Origin of the sequence: Paenibacillus sp. ALJ109b (assembly GCF_010747435.1) — a bacterium.
Taxonomy (GTDB): Bacteria; Bacillota; Bacilli; order Paenibacillales; family Paenibacillaceae; genus Paenibacillus; species Paenibacillus taichungensis.
Map to the genome: position 1 here is coordinate 87,303 of NZ_JAAIFP010000033.1, position 22,952 is coordinate 110,254.

Below are 22,952 nucleotides of genomic sequence, written 5' to 3' on the forward strand. Positions count from 1 at the left end.
TTTCCTATGCCATCAGGCGCTGTATGCATTTTCAGGAAAGACGGATTTGTGATATAGTGTGTCGTATGAAACTGAGGTGACTTCTTTGTTTGAAATGTTAATGCCCAAGCTGCGTGTAGACACGGTTTTTGACATTAATCTGGAAGAGCTATACGCTCAAGGCTACCGTGGAATTATAACTGATCTGGACAATACACTCGTTGGGGCCAAAGCTCCTGACGCCACGCCCGAACTGATCGAGTGGTTCGCACGTGTCAAAGAGGCTGGTTTCCAGCTCATGATTGTGTCCAATAACAATTTGAATCGTGTATCCCTGTTTGCGACGCCACTGGATATCCAGTTTGTGCATAGTGCACGCAAACCATCGAATGTTCCGTTTCGTAGAGCTATGAAGATGATGGAGTTAACTCCTGAAAAAACGATTGTCGTAGGCGATCAGATGCTTACAGATGTCTTTGGAGGTAATCGACTGGGACTTTATACGGTTCTGGTGTTGCCTATCTCCATCGGAGATGAAGGCTTCATGACCCGCTTCAATCGGCGCGTGGAACGGATTGCTCTAACGAGTTTGCGCAAGAAAGGCTTATGGCTTGAGGAGGAAAAGAAGAAATGACAGAACCGCATAACGGCAATATTGCCGTAAGGTGCAGCGGATGCGGAGTGCATCTGCAAACGGAAAACCCGGAATTACCAGGATTTATCCCCGAAAAAGCGTTGGATCGTGAACCCGTCATTTGCCAGCGTTGTTTCCGTATCAAAAATTACAATGAGTCATCATCCGTTACAGTGGATCAGGACGAGTTCCTGGCCCTGCTGAGCAAAATCGGGGATAAGGATGCACTTGTCATCCATATCGTTGATCTGTTTGACTTTGATGGCAGTATCATCTCTGGTTTGCAGCGTTTTGTAGGCAACAATCCGGTATTGCTTGCCGTGAACAAAACGGACTTGCTTCCAAAAGTAACCAACTGGAACAAGGTTCGCAACTGGGTGCAGAAACAGGCCAAAGAACAAGGTTTGCGTACGGTAGATGTCGTTCTGTGCAGTGCGAAGCAAAATCAGGGCTTCGACCGACTGCTTGAGCTTGTTGGGACGTATCGCGGAGATCGTGACGTATACGTGGTTGGTGGTACCAATGTGGGCAAATCCACACTGATTAACCGTCTGATTCGTGACTACAGTGATCTCGAGCAGGAACTCACAACATCCCGTTATCCGGGGACGACGCTGGATATGGTTAATATTCCACTGGACGATGGAAAAGCTATTATTGATACACCGGGAATTGTATACCCTTGGCGTTTCAGTGAGATTGTATCCCGTAAGGATCTGGCTGCCATTATGCCGGAAAAACCGCTTAAACCCGCCGTTTATCAATTGAATTCTGGTCAGACGCTGTTCTTTGGCGGCATGGCTCGTTTTGACTTTGTGGAGGGGGATCGTCAGTCCTTCACTTGTTTTATCAGCACTGCGCTTGATATTCACCGGACGAAGCTGGAACGTGCAGACGACTTGTATCGTGACCATCTGGGTGAGTTGCTGTCTCCACCAACGCGTGAAGATGCAGCAGATATGCCTGAATGGACCAGACATGAATTCCGAATCAAACGTGGCAGTCAGTCGGATGTATTCATCTCCGGACTGGGCTGGATTAAGGTTAACGGTGAGAATGGGGCCCTTGTAGCTGTTCATGCTCCAAAAGGTATTCGTGTACTGATCCGCCCATCCTTGATCTAATGTAATCACAGCAGCATTTTCATCAGATCGGAGGCGGAAGTATGTCGGAACAGAAAAAAACAAATCCTTCACTCCCTGTCCTGCTTGGCGTCATGGGTGATCCCATTGCACATTCCAAATCGCCTGCCATGCATAATGCGGCTCTGCAGGCTGCGGGAGTGAACGGAATGTATATGCCACTGCATGTTCGTCCCGAGCAGCTGGAATCAGCCATTCGAGGCATTGTGGCGCTGGGGTATCGTGGTGTGAATGTAACCATTCCGCACAAAGAACAGGTCATGCAGTATCTTGATGTCATTGATGAAAGTGCACGCCTGATTGGCGCGGTGAACACCATTGTTAATGAAGAAGGCAAGCTGACCGGGTATAATACGGATGGCATCGGTTATGTGCGTTCCTTGAAGGAAGAAGCTGTTCCTGAACTCGCAGGCAAACGTATCGCTGTACTGGGGGCTGGCGGAGCAGCGAGAGGTGTGATATACGCCCTTGCATTGGAAAAGCCTGAACAGATTAGTATTCTTAACCGTACAGCCGACAGAGCCGTTGCCCTTGCTTCCGATCTGCGGGCTCATGGACTGGGCGACATCACGGGTAGTGGAATGGAAGAGGCTGCTGCGGTACTGGCTTCGGCAGATATCGTGATTAACACGACGGCCGCAGGCATGCATCCGCATGTAGATGACGTACCTGTCGACCCTGCACTCATTCGAGCAGGCGCAGCAGTAAGCGACCTGATCTACAATCCGCTGGAAACACGCCTGCTTCGCGAGTCAAGGGAGCATGGATGTACTGTGCATGGTGGCCTGGGTATGTTTATATACCAGGGCGCGGTAGCCTTCGAGCACTGGCTCGGCATCCCGGCGCCCGTGGAGATGATGCGGCGAGCTGTGTTAGACAGTTTTTAATATTGTTGTGAAAATATAATTGAACGGTCAGGCCCCGACAGTCATTGTGCTGTTGCTGAGGCTTGCTCACCATAAGGAGTATGGAGTATTCATGTTAAACGGTAAACAAAAGCGCTTTTTGCGTTCACAGGCACATCATCTGACCCCTGTATTTCAAATCGGCAAAGGGGGAACGAATGAGCACCTGTTCCGTCACATCGAAGATGCAATTGAGAAGCGCGAATTGATGAAAGTGCAAGTGCTCAACAACAATGACGAGGACAGAAAAGAGATGGCCGAAGAAGTTGCCCGTGAAACGGGTAGTGAGCTTGTACAAGTCATCGGTAACACAATCATCCTGTACAAAGAATCGCGCGATAACAAACAAATCGAACTACCTAGATAAGGGAGTGTGACGCGGGTGAAGATCGGTATCATGGGTGGTACGTTTGATCCGATCCACATGGGACACCTCCTGGCAGCTGAAGCGGCAAGGGATTCGCATGCACTGGATGAGATCTGGTTCATGCCTTCCCATGTTCCACCTCACAAACGCGGCGCCGGAGCTTCGGGACAGCAACGTCTCGAAATGACGGAAGCGGCTGTGAAAGGTGTGCAGCAATATGAGGTGCTGGGTATCGAGATGGAACTTGGCGGTGTGTCCTATACCATTGATACCATGAAGGAGCTTTGGCGCCGCTATCCGCAGCATGAATTTTACTTCATTGTTGGAGCGGATATGGTGAACTATCTTCCCAAATGGGAACAGATCGAAGAGCTCGCCGAACGTTTAACCTTCATCGGTGTGGGAAGACCGGGATTCCAGTTACATCTGGATGACCTGCCGGACGCGTTGCAGGATCGGGTATTGTTGGCTGAGATGCCCCTAGTGGATATATCATCCACAGCCGTACGCAGACGTCTTGCCAAAGGTCATTCGGTACGTTTCATGATTCCTGATGAGGTGCACCAATACATTGTAAGGAGCGGTTTATATGGGACTAAGCCGTGACGAACTGATCCGCGCAGTTTCCGGTCAAATGCCGGAGAAGCGTTGGAAGCACACCCTGGGTGTCATGGAGTCGGCAGTGTTATTGGCCGAAAAATATGGTGCTGATCCTGTAAAAGCGGATTTGGCAGCCATACTGCATGATGTGGTCAAGTATTGGCCCGTATCCGAGATGGAAGCGGTCATCCGTGACAATGGATTGAACGAAGAACTTTTGCAGCATGACAAGCAGCTCTGGCATTCCGAAGTGGGAGCCTTTGTTGCCGAGCGTGACTACGGCATTGATGATGAAGAAATTATTAATGCTATTCGCTGGCATACCTCAGGTCGAGTAGGCATGAGCCTGCTGGATAAAGTGGTATGTCTTGCGGATTATATTGAACCGGGAAGAGACTTCCCGGGAGTAAATCATATTCGCGAACAGGCTGAGCACAGTCTGGAAGAAGGTTTAATTGCCGGTTTTGACTCGACGATCAGCTTATTGATCTCGCAGCGCCGTGTCATTTACCCTTTGACCATGTTGTCGCGGAATGACTTGATTGCACATTTATAGATTAGATTATGGAGGTTGGTTCATGACAGTATCATCGAAAGAACTTATGAATATGGCGGTTGCGGCCGCTGACGATAAAAAGGCATCCAATATTGTAGCGCTGGATCTGATTGGTATCTCGCTGGTAGCGGACTATTTTGTTATCTGTCACGGGAATTCCGATACTCAGGTGCAGGCGATTGCAACAGAGATTCGTAAACAGGCGCATGCTGCCGGCGTGAACATCAAAGGCATCGAAGGTATGGATTCGGCACGTTGGGTATTGATGGATATGGGTGATGTGGTTGTTCATATCTTCCACCGCGACGAGCGTGAGTATTACAACATTGAACGACTGTGGTCTGATGCCAAAGTGGTGGAAACGGTATGAGTTTGATCGCAGGAACAGTCGTCAACTTGCCGGTTTCACGTGAAGTGTCTCCGTTTGGCTACTTTTTGACGACAGGATCGGAAGATGTACTGCTTCACTATACGGAGCTCACACGGGACGTGAAAATTGGAGAAACGCTGGAGGTCTTTCTGTTCTTTGATACGGAAGATCGCCTGGCGGCAACCATGAAAAAACCATATCTCACTCTTGGCGAAATGGCACGTCTGGTTGTGGCTGATATTCACCCACGCCTCGGCTGTTTCCTCGAGATGGGGCTTGGGCGGCAATTGCTGCTCCCGATTCGTGAATTGCCTGAGTTGGAAGAATTACGTCCTCATGTAGGCGATGAAGTTTTTGTCCTTATGGAGCATGACAAGCAAGGACGTTTGCGGGCGAAATTGGCTGGGGAACGTGAGCTTGCACCATTGTCCTTCCATGCACCAACCTCCTGGGTCAACGAATGGGTTGAAGCAACGGTGTACAAGCCACTTCAGATGGGTACTTTTGTACTTGTTGACGGTGGTGTGCTGGGCTTTGGCGCTATTGGCATGATTCATTCCTCGGAACGAAATCGTATGCTGCGTCTGGGTGAAAAGGTGAAATGCCGGGTAACCATGGTACGTGAAGATGGACGTGTCAATCTGGCGATGTCTCCTCTCAAAGAGGTTGGTCGCAATGAAGATGCAGACAAACTGCTTGCTTTCATGAAAGAGCGCCCTACGGGCGGCATGCCGTATTCGGATGCAACCCCGCCGGACATCATCAAGCAGCGCTTTGGTATCAGTAAATCCGCTTTCAAGCGGGCCTTGGGCAAACTGATGAAGGACGGTCTGGTAACTCAAAAGGAAAACTGGACCTATCTGACAGAGTCTGTACCTCAGGATCAGAACGAGGAAAAGTAGACAAACGGGTATCATGGATCAAGTATGCGCTTGAATCCACAAGTAAAGGCAGGGCAAGGCTGGGTGAACTCCGGACGCCCCTGCTTTTTCTTTTGTTCAAAAGAGATTCAAAAATGAAATTGAAAGTGCGGTGCCTGACATGTCTTACCGGAAATTTGCCTATGTGTACGATGAATTAATGGAGGATATGCCTTATCCGGACTGGATAAGGTTTGCGAGAACGGCTTGGGAACGGCATGGCATGCCGAAAAGTGTGGCTGAACTGGGCTGTGGAACCGGCTCAATTACGATCCCACTGGTGAACTCCGGCTTTGAAGTTACAGGTATTGACCTGTCGGCGGACATGTTGTCTGTTGCGCGCAGTAAAATGGAGGCCACACCTCAAGGCCACCGCTTATATCGGGAAGGCAGTGTCCGCTGGGTGCAGCAGGATATGCGGGACTGGAGAGTTCCGGAGCCTGTGGACTCGGTGATATCGTTCTGTGATTGCGTGAATTATCTGCTTGAAAAAGAGGATGTCGTTCGTACCTTTCAGCGTACTTACGAGATGCTAAAGCCGGAGGGCACATTCCTGTTCGATGTACATCATCCGAATACCCTTATTCGATACGAAGAGGAGCAACCATTTGTGTTGGACGAACGCTCCGTATCGTATATTTGGACCTGTGATATGGATCATGATCGGTGTGAGATTGAGCATCATCTAAGTATCTTTTCGCGTGTGGCTGAGAGCGGCAAGGATATGTACCAACGGTTTGAAGAGGTTCATGTTCAGCGTGCGTATGATCCGGACTGGATGAAGCTTGAGCTCACGAAGGCAGGCTTCAGAGATGTACGTGTATATGCTGATTTTGAGTGGAAAGAGGCGGGAGAAGGCGCACAGCGTCTATTCTATGTAGCCGTGAAATAGGAGTATGATATAGAACTGTCCTTATGATGTATAAGGGCAGTTCTTTGTGTAAGAATGTTTTTTATATGTAATAAAAGTTATTGCCAGTGGGGTTAAAGGAAGCCATAATAGTTGAATGGAAAACGTTTTCTAATTAGTTAGAATCCTGAAAATTAAAATTCCGGGTGGGGTGCAGAATGGAAAGTACATACAAAACAAGGCTGACATCCGAACAATTAGACAGAATTGTGCAGCAGCACTTTAACACAGGTATCCAAGAATACAAAGAGATGATTGATGGGTGGGCAAACCACGCTTACTTTATCACCAAGAAAGACGGACAGAAGGTTGTACTCAAAATAGCTCCTTCTAATGGCGTTAAGCTGATGCGCTGTGAACAGCAAGTTATGGTTGCTGAGGTTGAGGCACTACGACTTGTGGCAGAACTTCAGGATGTACCCGTTCCACGGGTATTGGCCTATGATCCATCGCTTACCCTGGTTCCGGCAGAATATTTTATTATGGAGTACATGCCGGGAACGCCGTATAACAAAGTTAAAGATCAGTACAGTGCAGAAGAGCAGGAATCCATAGAGCAGCAGCTGGGTGCCTACAATCGTCGAATCAATGAAATTAAAGGAGAGAAGTTTGGTTACTTTTCCTCAAAGAAACCGCATTATACGACGTGGAAAGAAGCTTTCCTGTGCCTAATGGATGATATGCTTACAGATAGCAAAGCAGCGGGTGTGGATTTTGCGATTCGTTATGAGGAACTGGAGCGTTTGATTCAAGAAAAATCGGATGTGCTGGATGATGTCAAAGAGCCTGTGCTTGTACATTGGGATTTGTGGGATGGGAATGTATTTGTGGAGGCGGGGAAAATCACGGCCATTATCGATTTTGAACGTTCCCTTTGGGCAGATCCTCTGATGGAGCATTACTTCAGTCATTTTAATAATACACCGGGATTCCTCAAAGGATATGGTAGAACAGTTACAACAGACAGTGAACGAAAAAGAAGAAGTTTATATGATCTGTACTTTGATCTGGCGCTGAGAATCGAGTGTCCATATCGTCAATACGATAACAAGGAACACATTCAGTGGGCGATTGATAACCTAGAAGAAGGAATCAAGCGATTCCAGTCGTCTTAATGTGTATACTGATGCATAGCATTGCTTATACTCAACAGACAGTGTAATATTGACTTTAATGCTGCTTTTTTATATAATGTTTCCGATCATATCGTATACATATTTCGATGATAAGGATCAGTAGTGAGTCCTGTACATGACAGAGAGCCGGCGGTTGGTGCAAGTCGGTTGACAGTATTTCACGAACTCGCCTTGGAGAAATGCGGTGATTACACCATCTTGCAACCGACTGATTAACACTCAGGTTCAGGAATGGAAATCCGCATCGGTTAACCGCCGTTACAGGTCCAAAGGGAGTGGATGACGAAGCACGATCGTCCGCTAACTAGGGTGGTACCACGGGAATTCAACCTCTCGTCCCTAGCGCTGCAAACGCTACGGGATGCTGAGGTTTTTTTGTTGCAATAAATGCGAATAACCAGAGGAGGAACAATAGATGAGTGAGAATCAACAGCCGAAACACGGCTATAAGCCACAAGACATGGAGAAAAGTTGGCAGCAATACTGGGATGATAACAAAACGTTCAAAACGGGTGAAGACCCGGCTAAACCGAAGTTTTATGCCCTGGATATGTTTCCGTATCCATCTGGCTCAGGCCTGCACGTAGGTCACCCTGAAGGATATACGGCAACGGATATCGTATCCCGTTTCAAACGTATGCGCGGTTTCAATGTATTGCATCCAATGGGTTGGGACGCTTTCGGCCTGCCTGCTGAGCAGCATGCATTGGATACTGGTGAGCATCCACGGGATATTACATTCCGCAATATTGACAATTTCCGTCGCCAGATCAAATCACTGGGTTTCTCATATGACTGGGATCGGGAGATCAGCACAACAGACCCTGACTATTACAAATGGACGCAATGGATCTTCATCCAGTTGTACAATAAAGGCCTGGCTTATGTAGATGAAGTGCCTGTGAACTGGTGCGAAGCTTTGGGAACGGTACTGGCGAACGAAGAAGTTATCGACGGTAAGAGTGAGCGCGGTGGACATCCGGTCGTTCGTAAACCGATGCGCCAATGGGTATTGAGAATTACGGAATATGCAGAGCGTTTGCTGGAAGACCTGGAAGAGCTGGACTGGTCGGAAAGTATCAAGGATATGCAGCGCAACTGGATTGGCAAATCAACCGGGGCAGAAGTTACTTTTGCCATTGAGGGTTATGAAGAAGTTATTAAAGTGTTTACGACACGTGCAGATACTTTGTTTGGTGCAAGTTATGCTGTATTGGCACCTGAGCATGAGCTGGTTGAAGTCATTACAACAGCTGAACAGCGTGAAGCAATCAAGGCATATCAGGAACAGGCTGCTCGCAAGAGTGATCTGGAACGTACTGATTTGGCTAAAGACAAAACGGGTGTGTTCACAGGAACTTATGCAATCAATCCGGTAAACGGAGCGAAGGTGCCAATCTGGATTGCCGATTATGTTCTGGCTGGATACGGCACAGGGGCGATCATGGCCGTTCCGGGACATGACGCTCGTGACTGGGAGTTTGCAAAACAGTTTGGTCTGGACATCATCGAGGTTGTACAGGGTGGCGACGTGACACAAGAAGCGTATTCCGGAGACGGACCGCATGTGAACTCCGATTTCCTGAACGGATTGAACAACGAAGAAGCGATTGCGAAAATGATCGCCTGGTTGGAAGAGAACGGTAAGGGACAAGGCAAGGTAACCTATCGTCTGCGCGATTGGCTGTTCAGCCGTCAGCGTTACTGGGGTGAACCAATCCCGATTCTGCATCTGGAAGACGGAACGATGAAGACGGTGCCGGAAGATCAATTGCCTTTGCTGCTGCCGGATATTGACCAGATCAAACCTTCGGGCACTGGCGAATCACCGCTGGCGAATGTTACGGAATGGGTTAACACCGTAGATCCGGAAACGGGAATGAAAGCACGTCGCGAGACGAACACAATGCCACAATGGGCCGGTAGCTGCTGGTATTACCTGCGCTTTATCGATCCGCACAATGACAAGGAACTGATCTCTCAAGAGAAACAGCAGCAGTGGCTGCCGGTTGATCTGTATATCGGGGGAGCAGAGCACGCGGTGCTTCACTTGCTGTACGCTCGTTTCTGGCATAAAGTGCTGTATGATCTGGGTGTGGTGCATACCAAAGAGCCGTTCCACAAACTGGTCAACCAAGGTATGATCCTGGGAACCAACAATGAGAAGATGAGTAAATCCCGTGGTAATGTTATTAACCCGGATGAGATCGTCAATGAATTCGGTGCAGATACATTGCGTCTGTATGAAATGTTTATGGGGCCTCTGGAGGCGACAAAACCGTGGAACGCTAACGGGGTTGAGGGCATGCACCGCTTCCTGTCCCGTGTATGGCGTCTGTTCATCAATGAAGATACAGGTGCAATCCATGACAAGATTACAGCCGATGGTGGAACCGATGAGTTCAAGCGGACTGCACACAAGACAATCAAAAAGGTTACAGAGGATCTGGAACATTTGCGTTTCAACACAGCGATCAGCCAGTTGATGATCTTCATCAACGATGCATACAAAGCAGATACGCTGCCGCGTGAAGCCATGGAGAACTTTGTACAGTTGTTGTCACCGCTGGCACCGCATATGGCAGAGGAGCTGTGGAGCCGTCTCGGTCATGAAGGTGGAATCTCTTATGTAGCTTGGCCTGAGTATGATGAGTCCATGACGGTAGATGCTGAAGTGGAGATTGTTGTTCAAGTGAATGGCAAAATTGTAACCCGTGCTACGATCGCGAAGGATCTGGACGCACAGGGCATGCAGGACTTTACAATGGAACTGGCACCTGTGAAACAGGCACTGGAAGGCAAGACCATTCGCAAGGTCATTGCCGTTCCAGGCAAACTGGTTAATATTGTTGCCGGTTAATCTCGCCGGCTTTGAATAGTTCATCCAGCTTCAACAAATCTTCATCATATTTGTCATGAGTCGTCTGGATTAGGCTGTCAAAAACACCATTCAGACTGACCTTTAGCAGGGCAAGTGCCTGTGCGGTGATGCCGCCAGGTACAGCCACGCGAGCCTGAAGTTCTTGCGGGGTGTATCCTCCTTCGGTGAGCAGCTTGCCTGTTCCCAGGAGCATCTCGCCGGCAAGAGCGCAGGCGTCGGCTCGTTTGATGCCTGTAAGCTTGACGGCACTCTCAATCCATTGCTCCAGAAAGAACGATATGAATGCAGGTCCGCAGCTGGAGAAGTCGGATGTGATCCGGGTACAAGCTTCATCCACTTGATAGGGTCTGCCGATATGACTGAGCAGCCCTTCCAGCACAGCGCGGTCTTCGGTAGTCATTCGCTCACCGTGAATACACAGGGACGCTCCGCTGCCGACCTGGTGCGTAACGCTGGGGATAACTTTGGAGACTTTGCAAGGAAGTGAAGATTCCAGATGGCGCAGCTGCACGGGACTGGTGATCGAGACGATTATATGATTGGGATTCACGACAGGCAGGATCTCGTCAATGACATGTTTGAATTCAAGTGGCTTCACGCACAAAAAGATGATATTACTGCGGATGACGGTTTCCCGGTTGCTCTGTGATTCATGCAGACCGGGGTAACGGAGGGATAACTGCCGTACTTTGGAAGGGGTTCTATTGCTGGCGGTGATCTGCCGTGGCTCAAGTGCACCGGATTGAATCAAGGCATAGATCAGCAGGCTGCCCATGCTGCCGGTTCCGATAAATCCAACCTTCATTGTTCAGGCCTCCTTTCATGCTTTACGGTAATGGCGCAGTTCTTTCCCTCTAGTGTATGCGTCAGGACCTGCTTCACATGACATGAAAATAGTACAGCTTGGTTTACCAGGCAAGTCCAACGGTTCGGAAGCACCGCCCGTGTTCAGAATAGATTTATTTTGAATCCAGGGAGAGGTGTGGAAGAAATGAGATGGAACAAGGGGATGACCATTGCTGCGGCGGTGGTCGGATGTATACTAATATTATGGTCGGGCAAAAGTGAACAGCCGCCTTCTGGCTGGGAACCTATGCAGCTCGCCACCGAGAAGCCGACGATAGAGCAGGAAACCCCTGCTGTACAGTCGGCTACTTTGGTTCAGGAACAAACGAAGCCTTCCGATGCAGAACAGAGATCGTCAACAACAGAGGCCCCAGTAGAGACTAATCTGGTTGATGCCACAGTAGGGAAAGTGGCTGATAAGACAGTTGAAGTTAAGCAAACGGATACTCCTACGGATGGGACACAAACGAAATCCGAGGCAGCGGTTGTTTTACCAGACAATAACCAAGCTTTGGTGAGCAATGAAGCTGTCGACAATGGCAAAATTGATGTCAATACAGCTCCGGCAGCGAAGCTTATGGACCTTCCTGGAATTGGGGAGAAAAAGGCGCAAGCCATTATTGATTATCGTAATTCCCATGGTCCTTTTACCAAAGTCAGTGATCTGACCAAGGTGAAAGGAATCGGAATGAAGATGCTGGAGAAAATGGCTCCTTATGTGCAGATCAGGTAATCACGCAATATTAAATATTAGGATATAAGTTGAATTGGAAATGACATAAGAACGATGTATGGGTTCAACTTGTATCAGATGGGAGGGAAACGGTTATGAGTACAGCAGACGTACGCAAAGACTGGGATACGTATTTCATGGACATTGCATATATGGTCTCTACCCGTTCCCGCTGTTCACGCCGTCATGTTGGCGCCGTACTTGTGCAGGGGAAGAAACTGCTTGGAACAGCCTATAACGGTGCGCCCATGGGGGTTCCGGACTGCTCTGAAGCAGGATGCATGATCTCGGAAGAATATGAGCTGGTGGTAACCGACGGTCAGGAGGAAATGGTTAAAAAGCAGCGCTGCATTCGTACCATTCATGCGGAGCAGAATTTGCTTTTGTTCACTGATCGGATTGACCGCGAAGGCTCTTCTGTATATGTCACGGATGAACCTTGCTGGACTTGCTCCAATATGCTCGCGAATAGCGGTATTACAGAAATCGTGTTTCATCGCCCGTATCCCAAGGACACAGGCAAGGTGACAAATATGATGAAGCAAAAAGGCATTACGTTTCGTAAGCTGGAAAATTACCAGCCTCCACGTGAGACGATGATGACGGTAAGTAATTAGAACCAATATAATATTCAAATTTGCGGGGAAGAACCTCCGGTTGCTGTATCAGCTGCCGGGGGTTTTTCTGCGTTCATACGGGTGACACAAAGGAGGGGGAGAAAATGAAAGGCAGACCTTTACTGGTATTTACCGTCTGCTGGTTATGCGGTAGCGGGATGGCATGTGCATTATCGGGTTGGTCCTTGATCGTGGGAATGATCGGGGCATTCGTTTGTCTGCCTCTTTTACTACGATGGATTGATATACGAGGTTGGTCCATCTTGTTACTGATCGGAGCACTCGTTGGCGGTGCTGTGCACTGGGAATGGAATGATGCGCGGAATCGGAGCAGTCTGCCCGATATCACACATACGGCTGCGGAGGATTTGGATGGTTATGCAGCTACATTCGAAGGAAACCTTATGTCGGATGTACGCATAGATGGGGATAGGGCCGATTTTGAATTGCAGGTCACGTCAATGCTTCCACTATCAGATGTATCCTCGGCACCAGTGTCGAAAGCGCGAACTGCGCCTAACGTGAGAGAACGTCTAATGGTACAAGTTCGCCTGGCTGAGGAAGAAGAACAGCAAGTAGCAGCAGGTTGGAAGCGAGGAGATTCGATCACGTTAACGGGTGCGCTTGCGCTTCCCGGCGAAGCCAGAAATTTTGGTGGGTTTGACTATCGAAATTACTTAAAGACTCGTCATATCCATTGGTTGTTTAAAGTGAAGGGGGCCAGTTCAGTAACCACCGTTCCGCCTGAAGGGCTGGGGAAACTCAACATCCTTCGGTGGAATGACATCGTCAGGTATAAGCTTGGGGCAGCGGTAGAACGGATTTTTCCCGAACCTCATGCGGGCTATATGAAAGGTCTGATTATCGGGATGGCTAATGATATCGATCCGGATACATATGGACAATTTTCACAGCTTGGTTTAACTCATATATTGGCGATCTCCGGAACACATGTCGCGGTGTATGTGGCATCGCTGCTGCTCCTTTTATCCTGGCTTAGGTTAACCCGAGAAACCTCGCTCACCATTGTGTTGCTGCTAATACCTGCATATGTACTGTTGTCTGGCGGTTCGCCATCGGTCATTCGTGCGGGTATCATGTCCATGATTGGTTTGTATATGGCCCGGCGCGGGCTTGCGAGGGATGGATTGCAGATGATCAGTGCAGCAGCGTTGTTGATGATGTGGTGGAACCCGTATTTTTTACTAAGCGTGAGCTTTCAGCTATCTTTTCTTGTAACAGCTGGGCTGATGATTTACATGCCATTGATTAATCGGATATTTAGCAGTTGGCCCAAGGGTCTTGCAGCAACAGCTTCGGTGACGGTAACCGCACAGCTCATTTCTTTTCCGGTCACGATTCTGTATTTCAACCAGTTTTCACTGCTTTCATTTGTCGCAAACTTCCTGCTTGTATCTTTGATCAGTGCCATTGTACTTCCTCTTGGAACGGTCGCTCTGATTTTATCGTTTATTTGGATACCTCTGGCTAAACCATTGGCGTGGATTGCTATTATGCTGAACAAATTGACCTTTGTAAGTGTCGAGTGGATGAATAGTTTGCCTGGTTTTGTGCTGATCTGGGCTACCCCTTCGCTACTGTGGATTGCAGCATATTATGTCGTTCTCTATGCACTTTTGCGAGTCCTTCATCGCGGTCAAGGTGACCAGTCTGTTGTTCAGAGCACAGAAGAGGATACGGCTCCGCTGAATCACCGATATGTTGGGGGAACGCCTAATGCGGCTCTGGGGTTGTCTGGATTGTCTAATGTATCATCACAAGGATTAAACAAAGGTGGACGCGAGGCTAGTCCTGGTTCGATGACAACATTAAGTGCAAGTATTGCCTGGCCGGAGTATACAAGTGCATTTGCTGCGCGAGGGGCGGGTTTTTATTCTGGTGAACGGATGAACGTCTTCCACAAATGGATGTGTGCGCTGCTAGCTCTCAGCTTTGTGGTGGGATTATGGTGGGCGTACCAGACACCGCAGCCTGCGGGGACCGGAGTGGTGCAGTTTTTGGATATCGGACAAGGGGACAGTACACTTATTACAACACCTGAAGGTAAACATATATTGGTCGATGGTGGAGGTACAGTTCAATTCGGGAAGTCTGAACAATCCTGGAAGACACGACGTGATCCATACGAAGTAGGGGCTAAGGTGGTAGTTCCTTTATTGAAAAAGCGGGGCATTCATCGGCTGGACGCCGTAATCGTAACCCATGCTGATCAGGATCATGCTGGGGGATTACAGGCCGTGCTCGAACAGATTCCGGTGGAACGATTCATGTTCAATGGGACAACCAGTGGTACAGCAAATTTTGAGAAATTACTGGACACCGTTATAGACAAGCAGATCCCGTTATATGCCATTCGCCAAGGGATGTCCTACGCTCCTGATGGGGAGACCAGACTACATTTTATATATCCGGATCTGGAGAAAGCGATGGATACAGGAGAAAGATTGCCCGTCTCAGAACATCAGAATCATGATTCGGTTGTCTTTATGCTGGAAATGGCAGGCGCCTCCTTATTGTTCACGGGAGACATGGATGCTGCAGCCGAGCAGGATCTGCTCTTTATGATTCAGGATGGATCGCTTGCAGCCTCGTTTGGACAGTACGATGCAGATGCTACATTAGTAGATGGTACTGTTCAGGAGATGTTCACACGTCACTCGGGGGAGAAACATGAGGTTCCTGTTACCATAGATGTATTAAAAGTTGCACACCACGGTAGTAAAACATCGTCAACCGAAGCTTGGTTACAGTACTGGAATGCATCCGCATCCGTGATATCTGCTGGGGCCAACAATACATATGGACATCCCAATCCTGGTGTGCTTGAACGTCTTGTTGATTCGGGTACAGATATCTATCGTACTGATCAAATGGGGGAGATTCAGATGAAGATCAAAGATGGGAAGATTGATGTGCGCTACAAGTTGACGATGGATGATTCATGAATTTTTGTGGGACTTGACTAAAATGGATTACTCTCTTTTTTTGAAATACCGACTATTAAGCTAATTATAGTCGCACTGAATAAGTTAAGCGTGTGATCGATTTCATCCCAATTTTTATGGCGTATTATCATATTGAATAGAATAAATGATAGACTACAGAGTAGAAAAAATCCTAGGAAGTATTTTAAGAAGATTTTCAAATTCATAAATCCGCCTCATATCCGTTTATAAATTTTGTTGCACCGTTGTGGATTCTATTTCTTGTTTGTGCGGCTTGAATTACTATAAAAATAGTGTCCCGATTTTCCGTTAGTTGTCTGATTTATCTCCTCTACGTACCTATATTTTCTATTATAAGTTATAAAATGGGATTAATTATGCATTTTATGTGAAACTAATGTAAAATTTCGTGTAAGATGTGTAATACTTCTGTGTTCATTGATGCTCGCTCTATAAAGATAACATCTACACATTCCCAGTCCACAACTAATTGTCATTTATTAATTTTCTGTATGAAGCACTTCATTTGCTCGTAGAATGAAACCAAAAGCCCGCTTTCCGGTATACTCCTCGGGGAGAATGCCGGAAAGCGGGCTAATTTTGGAATGACTTATAACAATGAATTATTCAACGCCATCTTTGAAGTGTTTACTCCAATGTTTGTCGCCTTTGTGCAACAGATCTTCTACGGTTTTCTCAAGCGTAAGCAAGAGTTGTGCTCTGACATCAAGCACGGTTTCTCTGTACAAGCGTTCTTCCGATCCGACGATTTTATCGCCGTATAATGCCTGTGCAGCGGTGTATTTCCGATGTTCCTCAACCAGGGTATCAATAGATTGCAACGCATGTTCCACAAAATGGGATATGCTTTGATATTCTTTGGGCATTTGTTCTTTTAACGCTTGAATTTTTGCAAGAGCTGGCATGCTCATCACCTCGTGTTATGAATGTAAATTTACAATACACTGTTTTCATGAAAATTACATTAAAATGAGCTTAAATTTGTACGAAATTGGAATTTTTTTATTTTCAATGCTATAAGTGTGGTTAGCTATAATGTATGCCATTGTCATTAAATTGAGTCGTGTAAGTACTGGAATGACTTTTGAGCTGGCTTGATGACTCATTATGCAATTTCTGTTATTCTAAGAGAAGATTTCAGCGGCCCGAATACATAAGCCGTTATTTTGTTATGGCAATATAAGAAAAACGTCTATCCACGTACCCCAGGGGAGACAGACCGCGTTTAGTGGAAGTTTTTCTCGCAATATCAGGACGCGGAATCTCCGAAGTTTTACTTTATGATATCTAAAAAAAATACTTAACTTTGCAACAATTTTATTGATGGTCACGTCTGTAAGGTTGCAGGGAGAGGGGGATCCTTTGTGGTAGAGCCGGAACTCATCAGAGCCGCTCAATCGGGCGATCGCGACGCTCTAATTACCCTATTGCGGGACATTGAACAGCATGTTTATCGGACCGCATATTACATTCTAAATAATGAACAGGACGCTTTGGATGCTGCTCAGGAAGCGTTGATCCGAATTTACACCAAGATTAATTCATATGAGGAAAAAGCCCAGTTTAAGACATGGGTTCAACGCATCGTCACGAATATCTGTATTGATAAATTCAGAAGAACCAAACCGTCTGTCTCCATTGACGAGCATGATATGGTTTTTCAGGACAATCAGGATGTGGAATTCGAAGTGATGTCCACATATGTGGCAAAGGATATTCAGGATGCTATTAACAAGTTGCCTGAGCATCATCGTACCGTTATTGTTCTAAGATATTTGCAGGACTTATCCTATAACGAAATTGCGGATTGCCTTGATCTTCCGTTGAATACGGTTAAATCTTATTTATTTAGAGCCAGACAGCAATTACAGAATCTACTACAGGAGTATCAGAAAGGTGGTGTGACAGGATGAAATGCGAAGAGGTGGTGGAATGGATGCACCGGTATCTGGATCATGATCTGGGCGAGGCGGAAACTGCGCAAATGCTACAGCATGTGGCGAAGTGCCCGGAGTGCGCCGAAAATTTTAGTTTGCTCAGAGCTCTCTCCAGAGAACTGGAAGATTTGCCGCAGGTGACCCCAAGATTCAGTCTGGTTGATGCCATTATGCCGCAATTGGATGCAATTGACGAAGCGAAGAGGGAACAAAGCAGTACTATACAGGAAATGAGTCCTGTCCCTGCTGCGTTTGAGAATTTACAGCGTTCAAGTGAACGGAAAACGAAGCAAAAATGGTTGAATTCCATGGCAGGCCGAATGTCCATGGGTGCAGCAGCTGCTGCTGTTGTACTCGGAATTGCAATCTTTGGATATCAGCCAGAGAAAGTAGAAAATGCTGAAGTAATGATGAGTACGGGAAGTTCTCAAGAAGGCGGGAATCTGGATCAAAATCCACTGAGCAGAGAGATCAACAATGAAGATCCTTCCTCCTCTCTACAGAGCGATAACAGTGTCTGGGTTGATAGTTCGGAAAGTAAGCCATCCGCTGAAGATAAACAAGCTCAAGAGATTGGCCCTAAAGAAGACCCTTCAGAGAAGGTGCAGGAACCTGAATTGAAGGAAGACCAAACTCCTAAACAGCCGGATAAGGGTTCAGAGTTGAACAAAAGTGATACAGGGAAAAACGCCCCTTCCAGTTCCAATCCTGTTGATAGTACCAAGAGTGCAGATCAGCAAAAAAGTCAGGATTCGGGAACTGCTACCGGACCTTTGGCAGGTTCTACTGAGAGCGGAGCAACAGAGCCTGAAAATGGGGATGCACAATCATTCACTACTTCTCAGGATATGCCTGATGTTAAGGTAGAAGAGCCGACAGAGGGAGTGACGAGTCCTGATTCCGAGACAGGCATGGATGCAGCGGGAGGAAATAAGGGATTGGCTGCTACGGATTCAGGTGCACTTGGCACCACGACTCCAAAAGAATGGAAGTCACCCGATGGCTCCTATCTGGTCATGCTGCTCGGCGATCAGATCAGCATCTACTCTAAACCTACCACTGACTCGGATGTGCTTAATCTGGTCGAGCAACGTAATGTGGAGGGTACACTAAAATCTGCGAGCTGGTCTCAGGATAGCGCTGTATTTAATTACGAGACAGATCAAGATGGAACAACTGTGAAAAAATCGTTTAACGTGTCCACTGCCTCAAGCGGAACCTCTGCCAAATAGGCTGTAAATTATACGTTTGGCCTCAAGACTTGCCGAACATTTCTGTTGTATCAAGAATATATTGAAAGTAACAACAACGTCCTATCTCAGTTGGCATAACTGACGTCGTATGACCGCGCACCAGCTTTTTCTAGAATTGTTGGTGTCAGCGTTTATATAGATGTAGGACAGGGGCCTTCATCCGTTAACCGGATGTAAGGCCCCTTTGTTGTCTGTCACGTTTTCTGGTAGGATAAGAGGGATAAGGGGGCGCCGTGATGGATGTAAAGAGTGCGACAAAGGCAATACGTAATGGAGAAACGGCTCCGGTATATGTGCTGTACGGAACGGAGAAATATCAGATACAGCAATTTACGGATATGTTAAAACAACAGGTAATTGAAGAAGAGCACCGAGAATTTGCGATCATTCCATATGATCTCTCTGAGACACCTGTGGAGGTGGTCATTGAAGAAGCGGAGACGGTTCCTTTTCTTGTTCCACGTAAACTCATTATTGTTCGCGATGCTAATTTGTTTACAGCAGGCAAGGATTCCAAAATTGATCACCAGATTGATCGGCTGCTTACATATATGGACAATCCGGCAGATTATAGTACGATTGTGTTTCTGGCCCAAGGAGATAAACTGGACGAGCGTAAAAAACTAGTGAAGGCAGCCAAGAAACAAGCCGTTGTCCTTGCATTTGCTCCGTTAAGTGGTGAGGAGCTGCTGGGTTGGATTGTAAAGCTGGCGAAGCAACGGGATGTATCATTTGAGGCTGGAGCGGCAGACACGCTTGTGAGTTATGCAGGAACAGGTTTACAGACGTTATCTGCGGAAGTGGACAAGTTATGTTTGTTCGCTGGTAACGGAGGTACGATTAAACGCGCGGATATCGAATCACTGGTGGCGCGAAGTACCGAGCAGAATGTGTTCGCGCTGGTAGAGGAGCTTGCTAACTTGCGGCTGGAGAAAGCGTTGGGTCTTTTTTATGAGTTGCTGAAGCAGCGTGAAGAACCGATCAAAATTGCTGCCTTGATTGCCCGTCAATTTCGAATTATGATTCAGGTAAAAGAGTTAGGGCAGCAGAGTTACTCCCAACAGCAAATTGCCAGCCAGCTTGGTCTGCATCCATATGCTGTTAAAATTGCTGGTGAACAGGCTCGCAAGTTTCAGGCAGAACGTTTGAGGCTGATTCTTAGTCACCTCAGTGAACTGGATTATCAGATGAAGACCGGGGCAGTGGATAAAGTGCTCGGACTGGAGCTTTTCTTGTTAAGGCTCGGAGCCTAAAACTTAGATATAACGGTAACACAAAGCAGCCTTTATTCCGTTGATGGTGAGATCATCGGAATAAAGGCCGCTCCGTTTCAATAAAGTGCTTATAGAATCAGATACTAAAAAATCCTGAAAGCTCGTGCTGTTCAGGATTTTTCCATTAGATCGTATAAGTAACGCTTCTTACGCTTGTGCGGAAAGAGCGTTCAGTTTTTTCGCCAAGCGAGACTTTTTGCGGGCTGCAGCATTTTTATGAACCAGACCTTTAGTTACAGCCTTGTCCAGCTTTTTGGAAGCAGCTTGAATCGCAGCTTTTGCAGTATCAACTTCGTTACTTACCAGAGCAGCATCAGCAGCTTTAACAGCTGTACGGAGTGCAGATTTCTGGGAAGCGTTGAGTGCGCGGCGCTTGTCGCTCGTTTTTACGCGTTTAACAGCGGATTTGATGTTTGGCATTACATTCACCTCCTGTAAGGCATTTGCATGAATACAAACGTTTCACAACTTAAAATATTCTAGCACGCTGGCATGCAAATTGCAACAGATTTTCCTATGATGTTCGATAGTGCTGCATAAAGCACACCATTTTCCCACACAATATGCTCAAATGCGGTAAGGGAGGCAGGGACAGATGACACTGGATTTGCAAAATTATGCAGTTCGTACCGACTTGGCAATTGACTCCAAGGAGATGGCTCAAGGGGGGCAGAAACAGACGATTCCCGGGCTGCGGGAGGATGTGGATGAGAAAGACGGTATCAAAATCACACGTATTGATGTGCTTGATGATGCAGCCGCTACAGCAATTGGGCGTGTAAAGGGGCACTATGTCACTTTGGAGGTTCCATCGCTTCGTAACGGGGATACCGATCTTCAGGAGCGGGTGGCGGCAGAATTCACGCGAGAGATGGAAGATTTTTTGGCCAAAGCGGGAATTAACAAGACGTCCAAGGTGCTGATTGTGGGTTTAGGCAACCTGAACGTCACGCCTGATTCACTTGGTCCGCTGGTAGTAGAGAATCTGATGGTTACCCGCCAGTATTTTGAGCTTGTACCGGATCAGGTTGCACCAGGTTATCGGGAAGTCAGTGCTATTGCGCCAGGTGTGCTGGGTACAACAGGTATTGAGTCCAGTGACATCGTACAAGCGATCGTGGATCGAACGAAGCCGGATGCGATTATTGCGATTGATGCGCTGGCTTCACGCTCCCTCGAACGTGTTAATACAACGATTCAGGTGGCAGACATCGGCATTCATCCTGGCTCAGGTATTGGGAACAAACGACGTGGACTGACACGTGAAATATTGGGTGTTCCCTGCATTGCCATCGGTGTACCTACCGTATGTTATGCATCGACCATCGTGAATAACGTCATCGAAATGATGCGTACTCATTTCCGGCAAGAGACTGATCAAACGAAACAGATTATGGGCATGCTGGACGATATCGGCGAAAATGACCGTCTCAGTTTGGTAAAAGAGGTGTTGGAGCCACTAGGTCATGATCTGATCGTTACCCCCAAAGAAATCGATGAATTTGTCGAAGATATTGCCAATATTATTGCAACAGGTCTGAATGCAGCGCTCCATGAAGCGGTAAATGCTGAGAATGTAGCTGCCTACACCCATTAATTAACATTTTGAAATTTAAAATGCTTGAGACTCCTGTGAAGAAGGTCCGAATCTATCGGACTTTCTTTTTTTGTGCAATCTTCTTTTTCCTGTTCTATCAAATCTGGCAGGCTCATAGAGTTGAAGTATAAGCGTTGTCCAGCAGGGAAGGAGACAGAAGCAATGAACAAAATATTGGCCTGGAATATTGGTAAATGGAAAAAGAGATGTTTGCACGTGCTGGCCATGGGCCGTACGTTGTTGTTGCTTATGATCATATCTGCTTTGTTTTTTGTTGTACTCGGTCTGGGGGGCATGGCAGAGAAGCGTTTGAATAGCTCACCTGTTTCTTCTATGAAAGGTTTTGCGGGAGCCGTTTCAAGCAGCTTTTTTGTGGACATGCTCGGCATGGAAATGCCGCATCTAACTCAGAAAGAACAAGCATCTGCATTTTCTGGTGAAAATCTGACTTCGTTTGTATTCCAACTGCTGACGAATGTGAATCCGCAAGACCCCAAAAGCCTGATCGCTAGAGAAATGCCTGGCATGGGTTCCAATCAACCCGTATTGCTGCGACCGGGCTCGGGAAATGAAAAAGCTGAAGCTCCAGAAGATTATCAGCCGGGTCCTGGACTCATTGATACGGCCTCGGCAGGCGGAGGGAAATCAGGTGGCGAGCAGCATATCCCACCAGGTCAGGATAACCCCGATCCATCTGATCCGCAGGATCCGGGTGATGGTGAAGTAAAGGGTGATCCCCCACCGAAGAGTGGCGGTAAAGATGAACCGAGCAAACCAACGACAGGAAAAAAAGCGATTCTTGTGTACCATTCCCATCCACGTGAAGGATACAATCCTCTCTTGGGCACGAAGAGTGACAATCCTTCCTCTGGTAAATCGACTGGCAATGTTTTTCAAGTGGGAACCTACTTGTCCGACAGTTTGGAGAAGCTGGGAATTGGGGTGGAACATGCGCAAGAAGATTATCCAACCAAGGTCAAGGATTATAACTGGAATTATTCCTATAAATACTCTCGTCAGACGGTGAAAACTGCACTCGCTCAAAATGACGATCTTACGTATCTCATCGATATCCACCGTGACTCACAACGTCATAACAAAACAACGACGACCATTAATAATCTGGGTTATGCCAAAGTATATTTTATTATAGGACATGAAAATCCAAACTGGCAGCAGAATGAAGCCTTTGCGGCCAAAATTCATAAGAAACTAGAAGCAAAATAGCCAGGGGTGTCTCGGGGGGTCTGGGGCAAGGACGGCGGCGGGGCCAACAATGGTGAATATAACCAGACCCTTTCTCCCAAC

22 protein-coding genes and 1 other annotated feature are annotated in these 22,952 nt (G+C 47.2%); of the genes, 19 read left to right on the top strand and 3 right to left on the bottom strand.

Features of this window, described 5'->3' with window-relative positions:
* The first annotated feature begins 85 nt into the window (after positions 1-85).
* The 11 genes from G3352_RS27380 to leuS all read left to right on the top strand — a co-directional run bounded on the left by G3352_RS27380 (position 86) and on the right by leuS (position 10,379).
* Positions 86-613, top strand: coding sequence for a YqeG family HAD IIIA-type phosphatase (locus tag G3352_RS27380; protein WP_076288052.1), 528 nt, complete (start codon positions 86-88; stop codon positions 611-613).
* On the top strand, positions 610-1,737 hold the full coding sequence (yqeH, locus tag G3352_RS27385) for a ribosome biogenesis GTPase YqeH (RefSeq protein ID WP_024628522.1): 1,128 nt from the start codon (positions 610-612) through the stop codon (positions 1,735-1,737). The genes G3352_RS27380 and yqeH overlap by 4 nt, the downstream gene beginning before the upstream one ends.
* A gap of 41 nt (positions 1,738-1,778) precedes the next feature.
* Positions 1,779-2,642 carry a shikimate dehydrogenase gene (gene aroE, locus G3352_RS27390; protein ID WP_163761272.1) on the top strand — a complete coding sequence of 288 codons (864 nt, stop codon included), beginning with the start codon at positions 1,779-1,781 and terminating at the stop codon, positions 2,640-2,642.
* 91 nt (positions 2,643-2,733) lie between these two features.
* On the top strand, positions 2,734-3,027 hold the full coding sequence (yhbY, locus tag G3352_RS27395; RefSeq protein WP_063567269.1) for a ribosome assembly RNA-binding protein YhbY: 294 nt from the start codon (positions 2,734-2,736) through the stop codon (positions 3,025-3,027).
* 15 nt (positions 3,028-3,042) lie between these two features.
* Positions 3,043-3,633: a nicotinate-nucleotide adenylyltransferase gene (locus G3352_RS27400; protein ID WP_063567270.1), complete on the top strand. Its 591-nt coding sequence runs from the start codon at positions 3,043-3,045 to the stop codon at positions 3,631-3,633.
* Positions 3,617-4,183 (top strand): bis(5'-nucleosyl)-tetraphosphatase (symmetrical) YqeK, encoded by a 567-nt coding sequence (gene yqeK / locus G3352_RS27405; protein ID WP_163761273.1) that lies wholly within the window; start codon positions 3,617-3,619, stop codon positions 4,181-4,183. Before G3352_RS27400 ends, yqeK begins: the two co-directional genes overlap by 17 nt.
* A gap of 22 nt (positions 4,184-4,205) precedes the next feature.
* Positions 4,206-4,553: a ribosome silencing factor gene (rsfS, locus tag G3352_RS27410; RefSeq protein WP_072734522.1), complete on the top strand. Its 348-nt coding sequence runs from the start codon at positions 4,206-4,208 to the stop codon at positions 4,551-4,553.
* On the top strand, positions 4,550-5,455 hold the full coding sequence (locus G3352_RS27415) for a CvfB family protein (protein ID WP_163761274.1): 906 nt from the start codon (positions 4,550-4,552) through the stop codon (positions 5,453-5,455). The genes rsfS and G3352_RS27415 overlap by 4 nt, the downstream gene beginning before the upstream one ends.
* A gap of 139 nt (positions 5,456-5,594) precedes the next feature.
* Positions 5,595-6,365: a class I SAM-dependent DNA methyltransferase gene (locus G3352_RS27420; protein WP_090998008.1), complete on the top strand. Its 771-nt coding sequence runs from the start codon at positions 5,595-5,597 to the stop codon at positions 6,363-6,365.
* A 176-nt stretch (positions 6,366-6,541) separates the two neighbouring features.
* Positions 6,542-7,498, top strand: a complete 957-nt coding sequence (locus G3352_RS27425; RefSeq protein WP_163761275.1) for an aminoglycoside phosphotransferase family protein — start codon at positions 6,542-6,544, stop codon at positions 7,496-7,498.
* Between the two features lie 98 nt (positions 7,499-7,596).
* Positions 7,597-7,863, top strand: a binding site (T-box leader).
* Positions 7,864-7,934: 71 nt separating this feature from the next.
* Entirely contained in the window at positions 7,935-10,379 is a 2,445-nt protein-coding gene (leuS, locus tag G3352_RS27430) for a leucine--tRNA ligase (protein ID WP_163761276.1), read from the top strand.
* Here leuS and comER read toward each other — a convergent pair.
* Positions 10,360-11,205, bottom strand: a complete 846-nt coding sequence (comER, locus tag G3352_RS27435; protein WP_163761277.1) for a late competence protein ComER — start codon at positions 11,203-11,205, stop codon at positions 10,360-10,362. The two genes, leuS and comER, sit on opposite strands and share 20 nt — an antisense overlap.
* A gap of 186 nt (positions 11,206-11,391) precedes the next feature.
* Here comER and G3352_RS27440 point away from each other — a divergent pair, with 186 nt between their 5' ends.
* From G3352_RS27440 to G3352_RS27450, 3 genes are all read left to right on the top strand, one after another.
* The gene (locus G3352_RS27440) at positions 11,392-11,979 is read left to right on the top strand and encodes a ComEA family DNA-binding protein (RefSeq protein ID WP_240343248.1); all 588 of its coding nucleotides are present in this window, start codon (positions 11,392-11,394) and stop codon (positions 11,977-11,979) included.
* 95 nt (positions 11,980-12,074) lie between these two features.
* A complete protein-coding gene (locus G3352_RS27445) occupies positions 12,075-12,596 on the top strand; it encodes a deoxycytidylate deaminase (RefSeq protein WP_163761278.1) in 522 nt (173 codons plus the stop codon).
* Between the two features lie 104 nt (positions 12,597-12,700).
* On the top strand, positions 12,701-15,562 hold the full coding sequence (locus G3352_RS27450) for a ComEC/Rec2 family competence protein (protein ID WP_163761279.1): 2,862 nt from the start codon (positions 12,701-12,703) through the stop codon (positions 15,560-15,562).
* A gap of 623 nt (positions 15,563-16,185) precedes the next feature.
* Here the strand turns inward: G3352_RS27450 and G3352_RS27455 are convergent.
* On the bottom strand, positions 16,186-16,488 hold the full coding sequence (locus tag G3352_RS27455; RefSeq protein WP_053781298.1) for a hypothetical protein: 303 nt from the start codon (positions 16,486-16,488) through the stop codon (positions 16,186-16,188).
* 459 nt (positions 16,489-16,947) lie between these two features.
* Here G3352_RS27455 and G3352_RS27460 point away from each other — a divergent pair, with 459 nt between their 5' ends.
* The 3 genes from G3352_RS27460 (at position 16,948) to holA (ending at position 20,026) form a co-directional block, all read left to right on the top strand.
* Positions 16,948-17,496 (top strand): RNA polymerase sigma factor, encoded by a 549-nt coding sequence (locus G3352_RS27460; RefSeq protein WP_024628507.1) that lies wholly within the window; start codon positions 16,948-16,950, stop codon positions 17,494-17,496.
* A complete protein-coding gene (locus G3352_RS27465) occupies positions 17,493-18,752 on the top strand; it encodes a zf-HC2 domain-containing protein (protein WP_163761280.1) in 1,260 nt (419 codons plus the stop codon). The genes G3352_RS27460 and G3352_RS27465 overlap by 4 nt, the downstream gene beginning before the upstream one ends.
* Positions 18,753-19,009: 257 nt before the next feature.
* Positions 19,010-20,026 carry a DNA polymerase III subunit delta gene (gene holA, locus G3352_RS27470; RefSeq protein WP_076288065.1) on the top strand — a complete coding sequence of 339 codons (1,017 nt, stop codon included), beginning with the start codon at positions 19,010-19,012 and terminating at the stop codon, positions 20,024-20,026.
* Positions 20,027-20,194: 168 nt separating this feature from the next.
* Here the strand turns inward: holA and rpsT are convergent, their stop codons facing one another.
* Positions 20,195-20,467, bottom strand: coding sequence for a 30S ribosomal protein S20 (gene rpsT / locus G3352_RS27475; protein ID WP_024628504.1), 273 nt, complete (start codon positions 20,465-20,467; stop codon positions 20,195-20,197).
* A gap of 175 nt (positions 20,468-20,642) precedes the next feature.
* Here rpsT and gpr point away from each other — a divergent pair, with 175 nt between their 5' ends.
* Positions 20,643-21,644: a GPR endopeptidase gene (gpr, locus tag G3352_RS27480; RefSeq protein WP_163761281.1), complete on the top strand. Its 1,002-nt coding sequence runs from the start codon at positions 20,643-20,645 to the stop codon at positions 21,642-21,644.
* A gap of 162 nt (positions 21,645-21,806) precedes the next feature.
* Entirely contained in the window at positions 21,807-22,871 is a 1,065-nt protein-coding gene (gene spoIIP, locus G3352_RS27485) for a stage II sporulation protein P (protein WP_240343249.1), read from the top strand.
* The last annotated feature ends 81 nt before the right edge of the window (positions 22,872-22,952 follow it).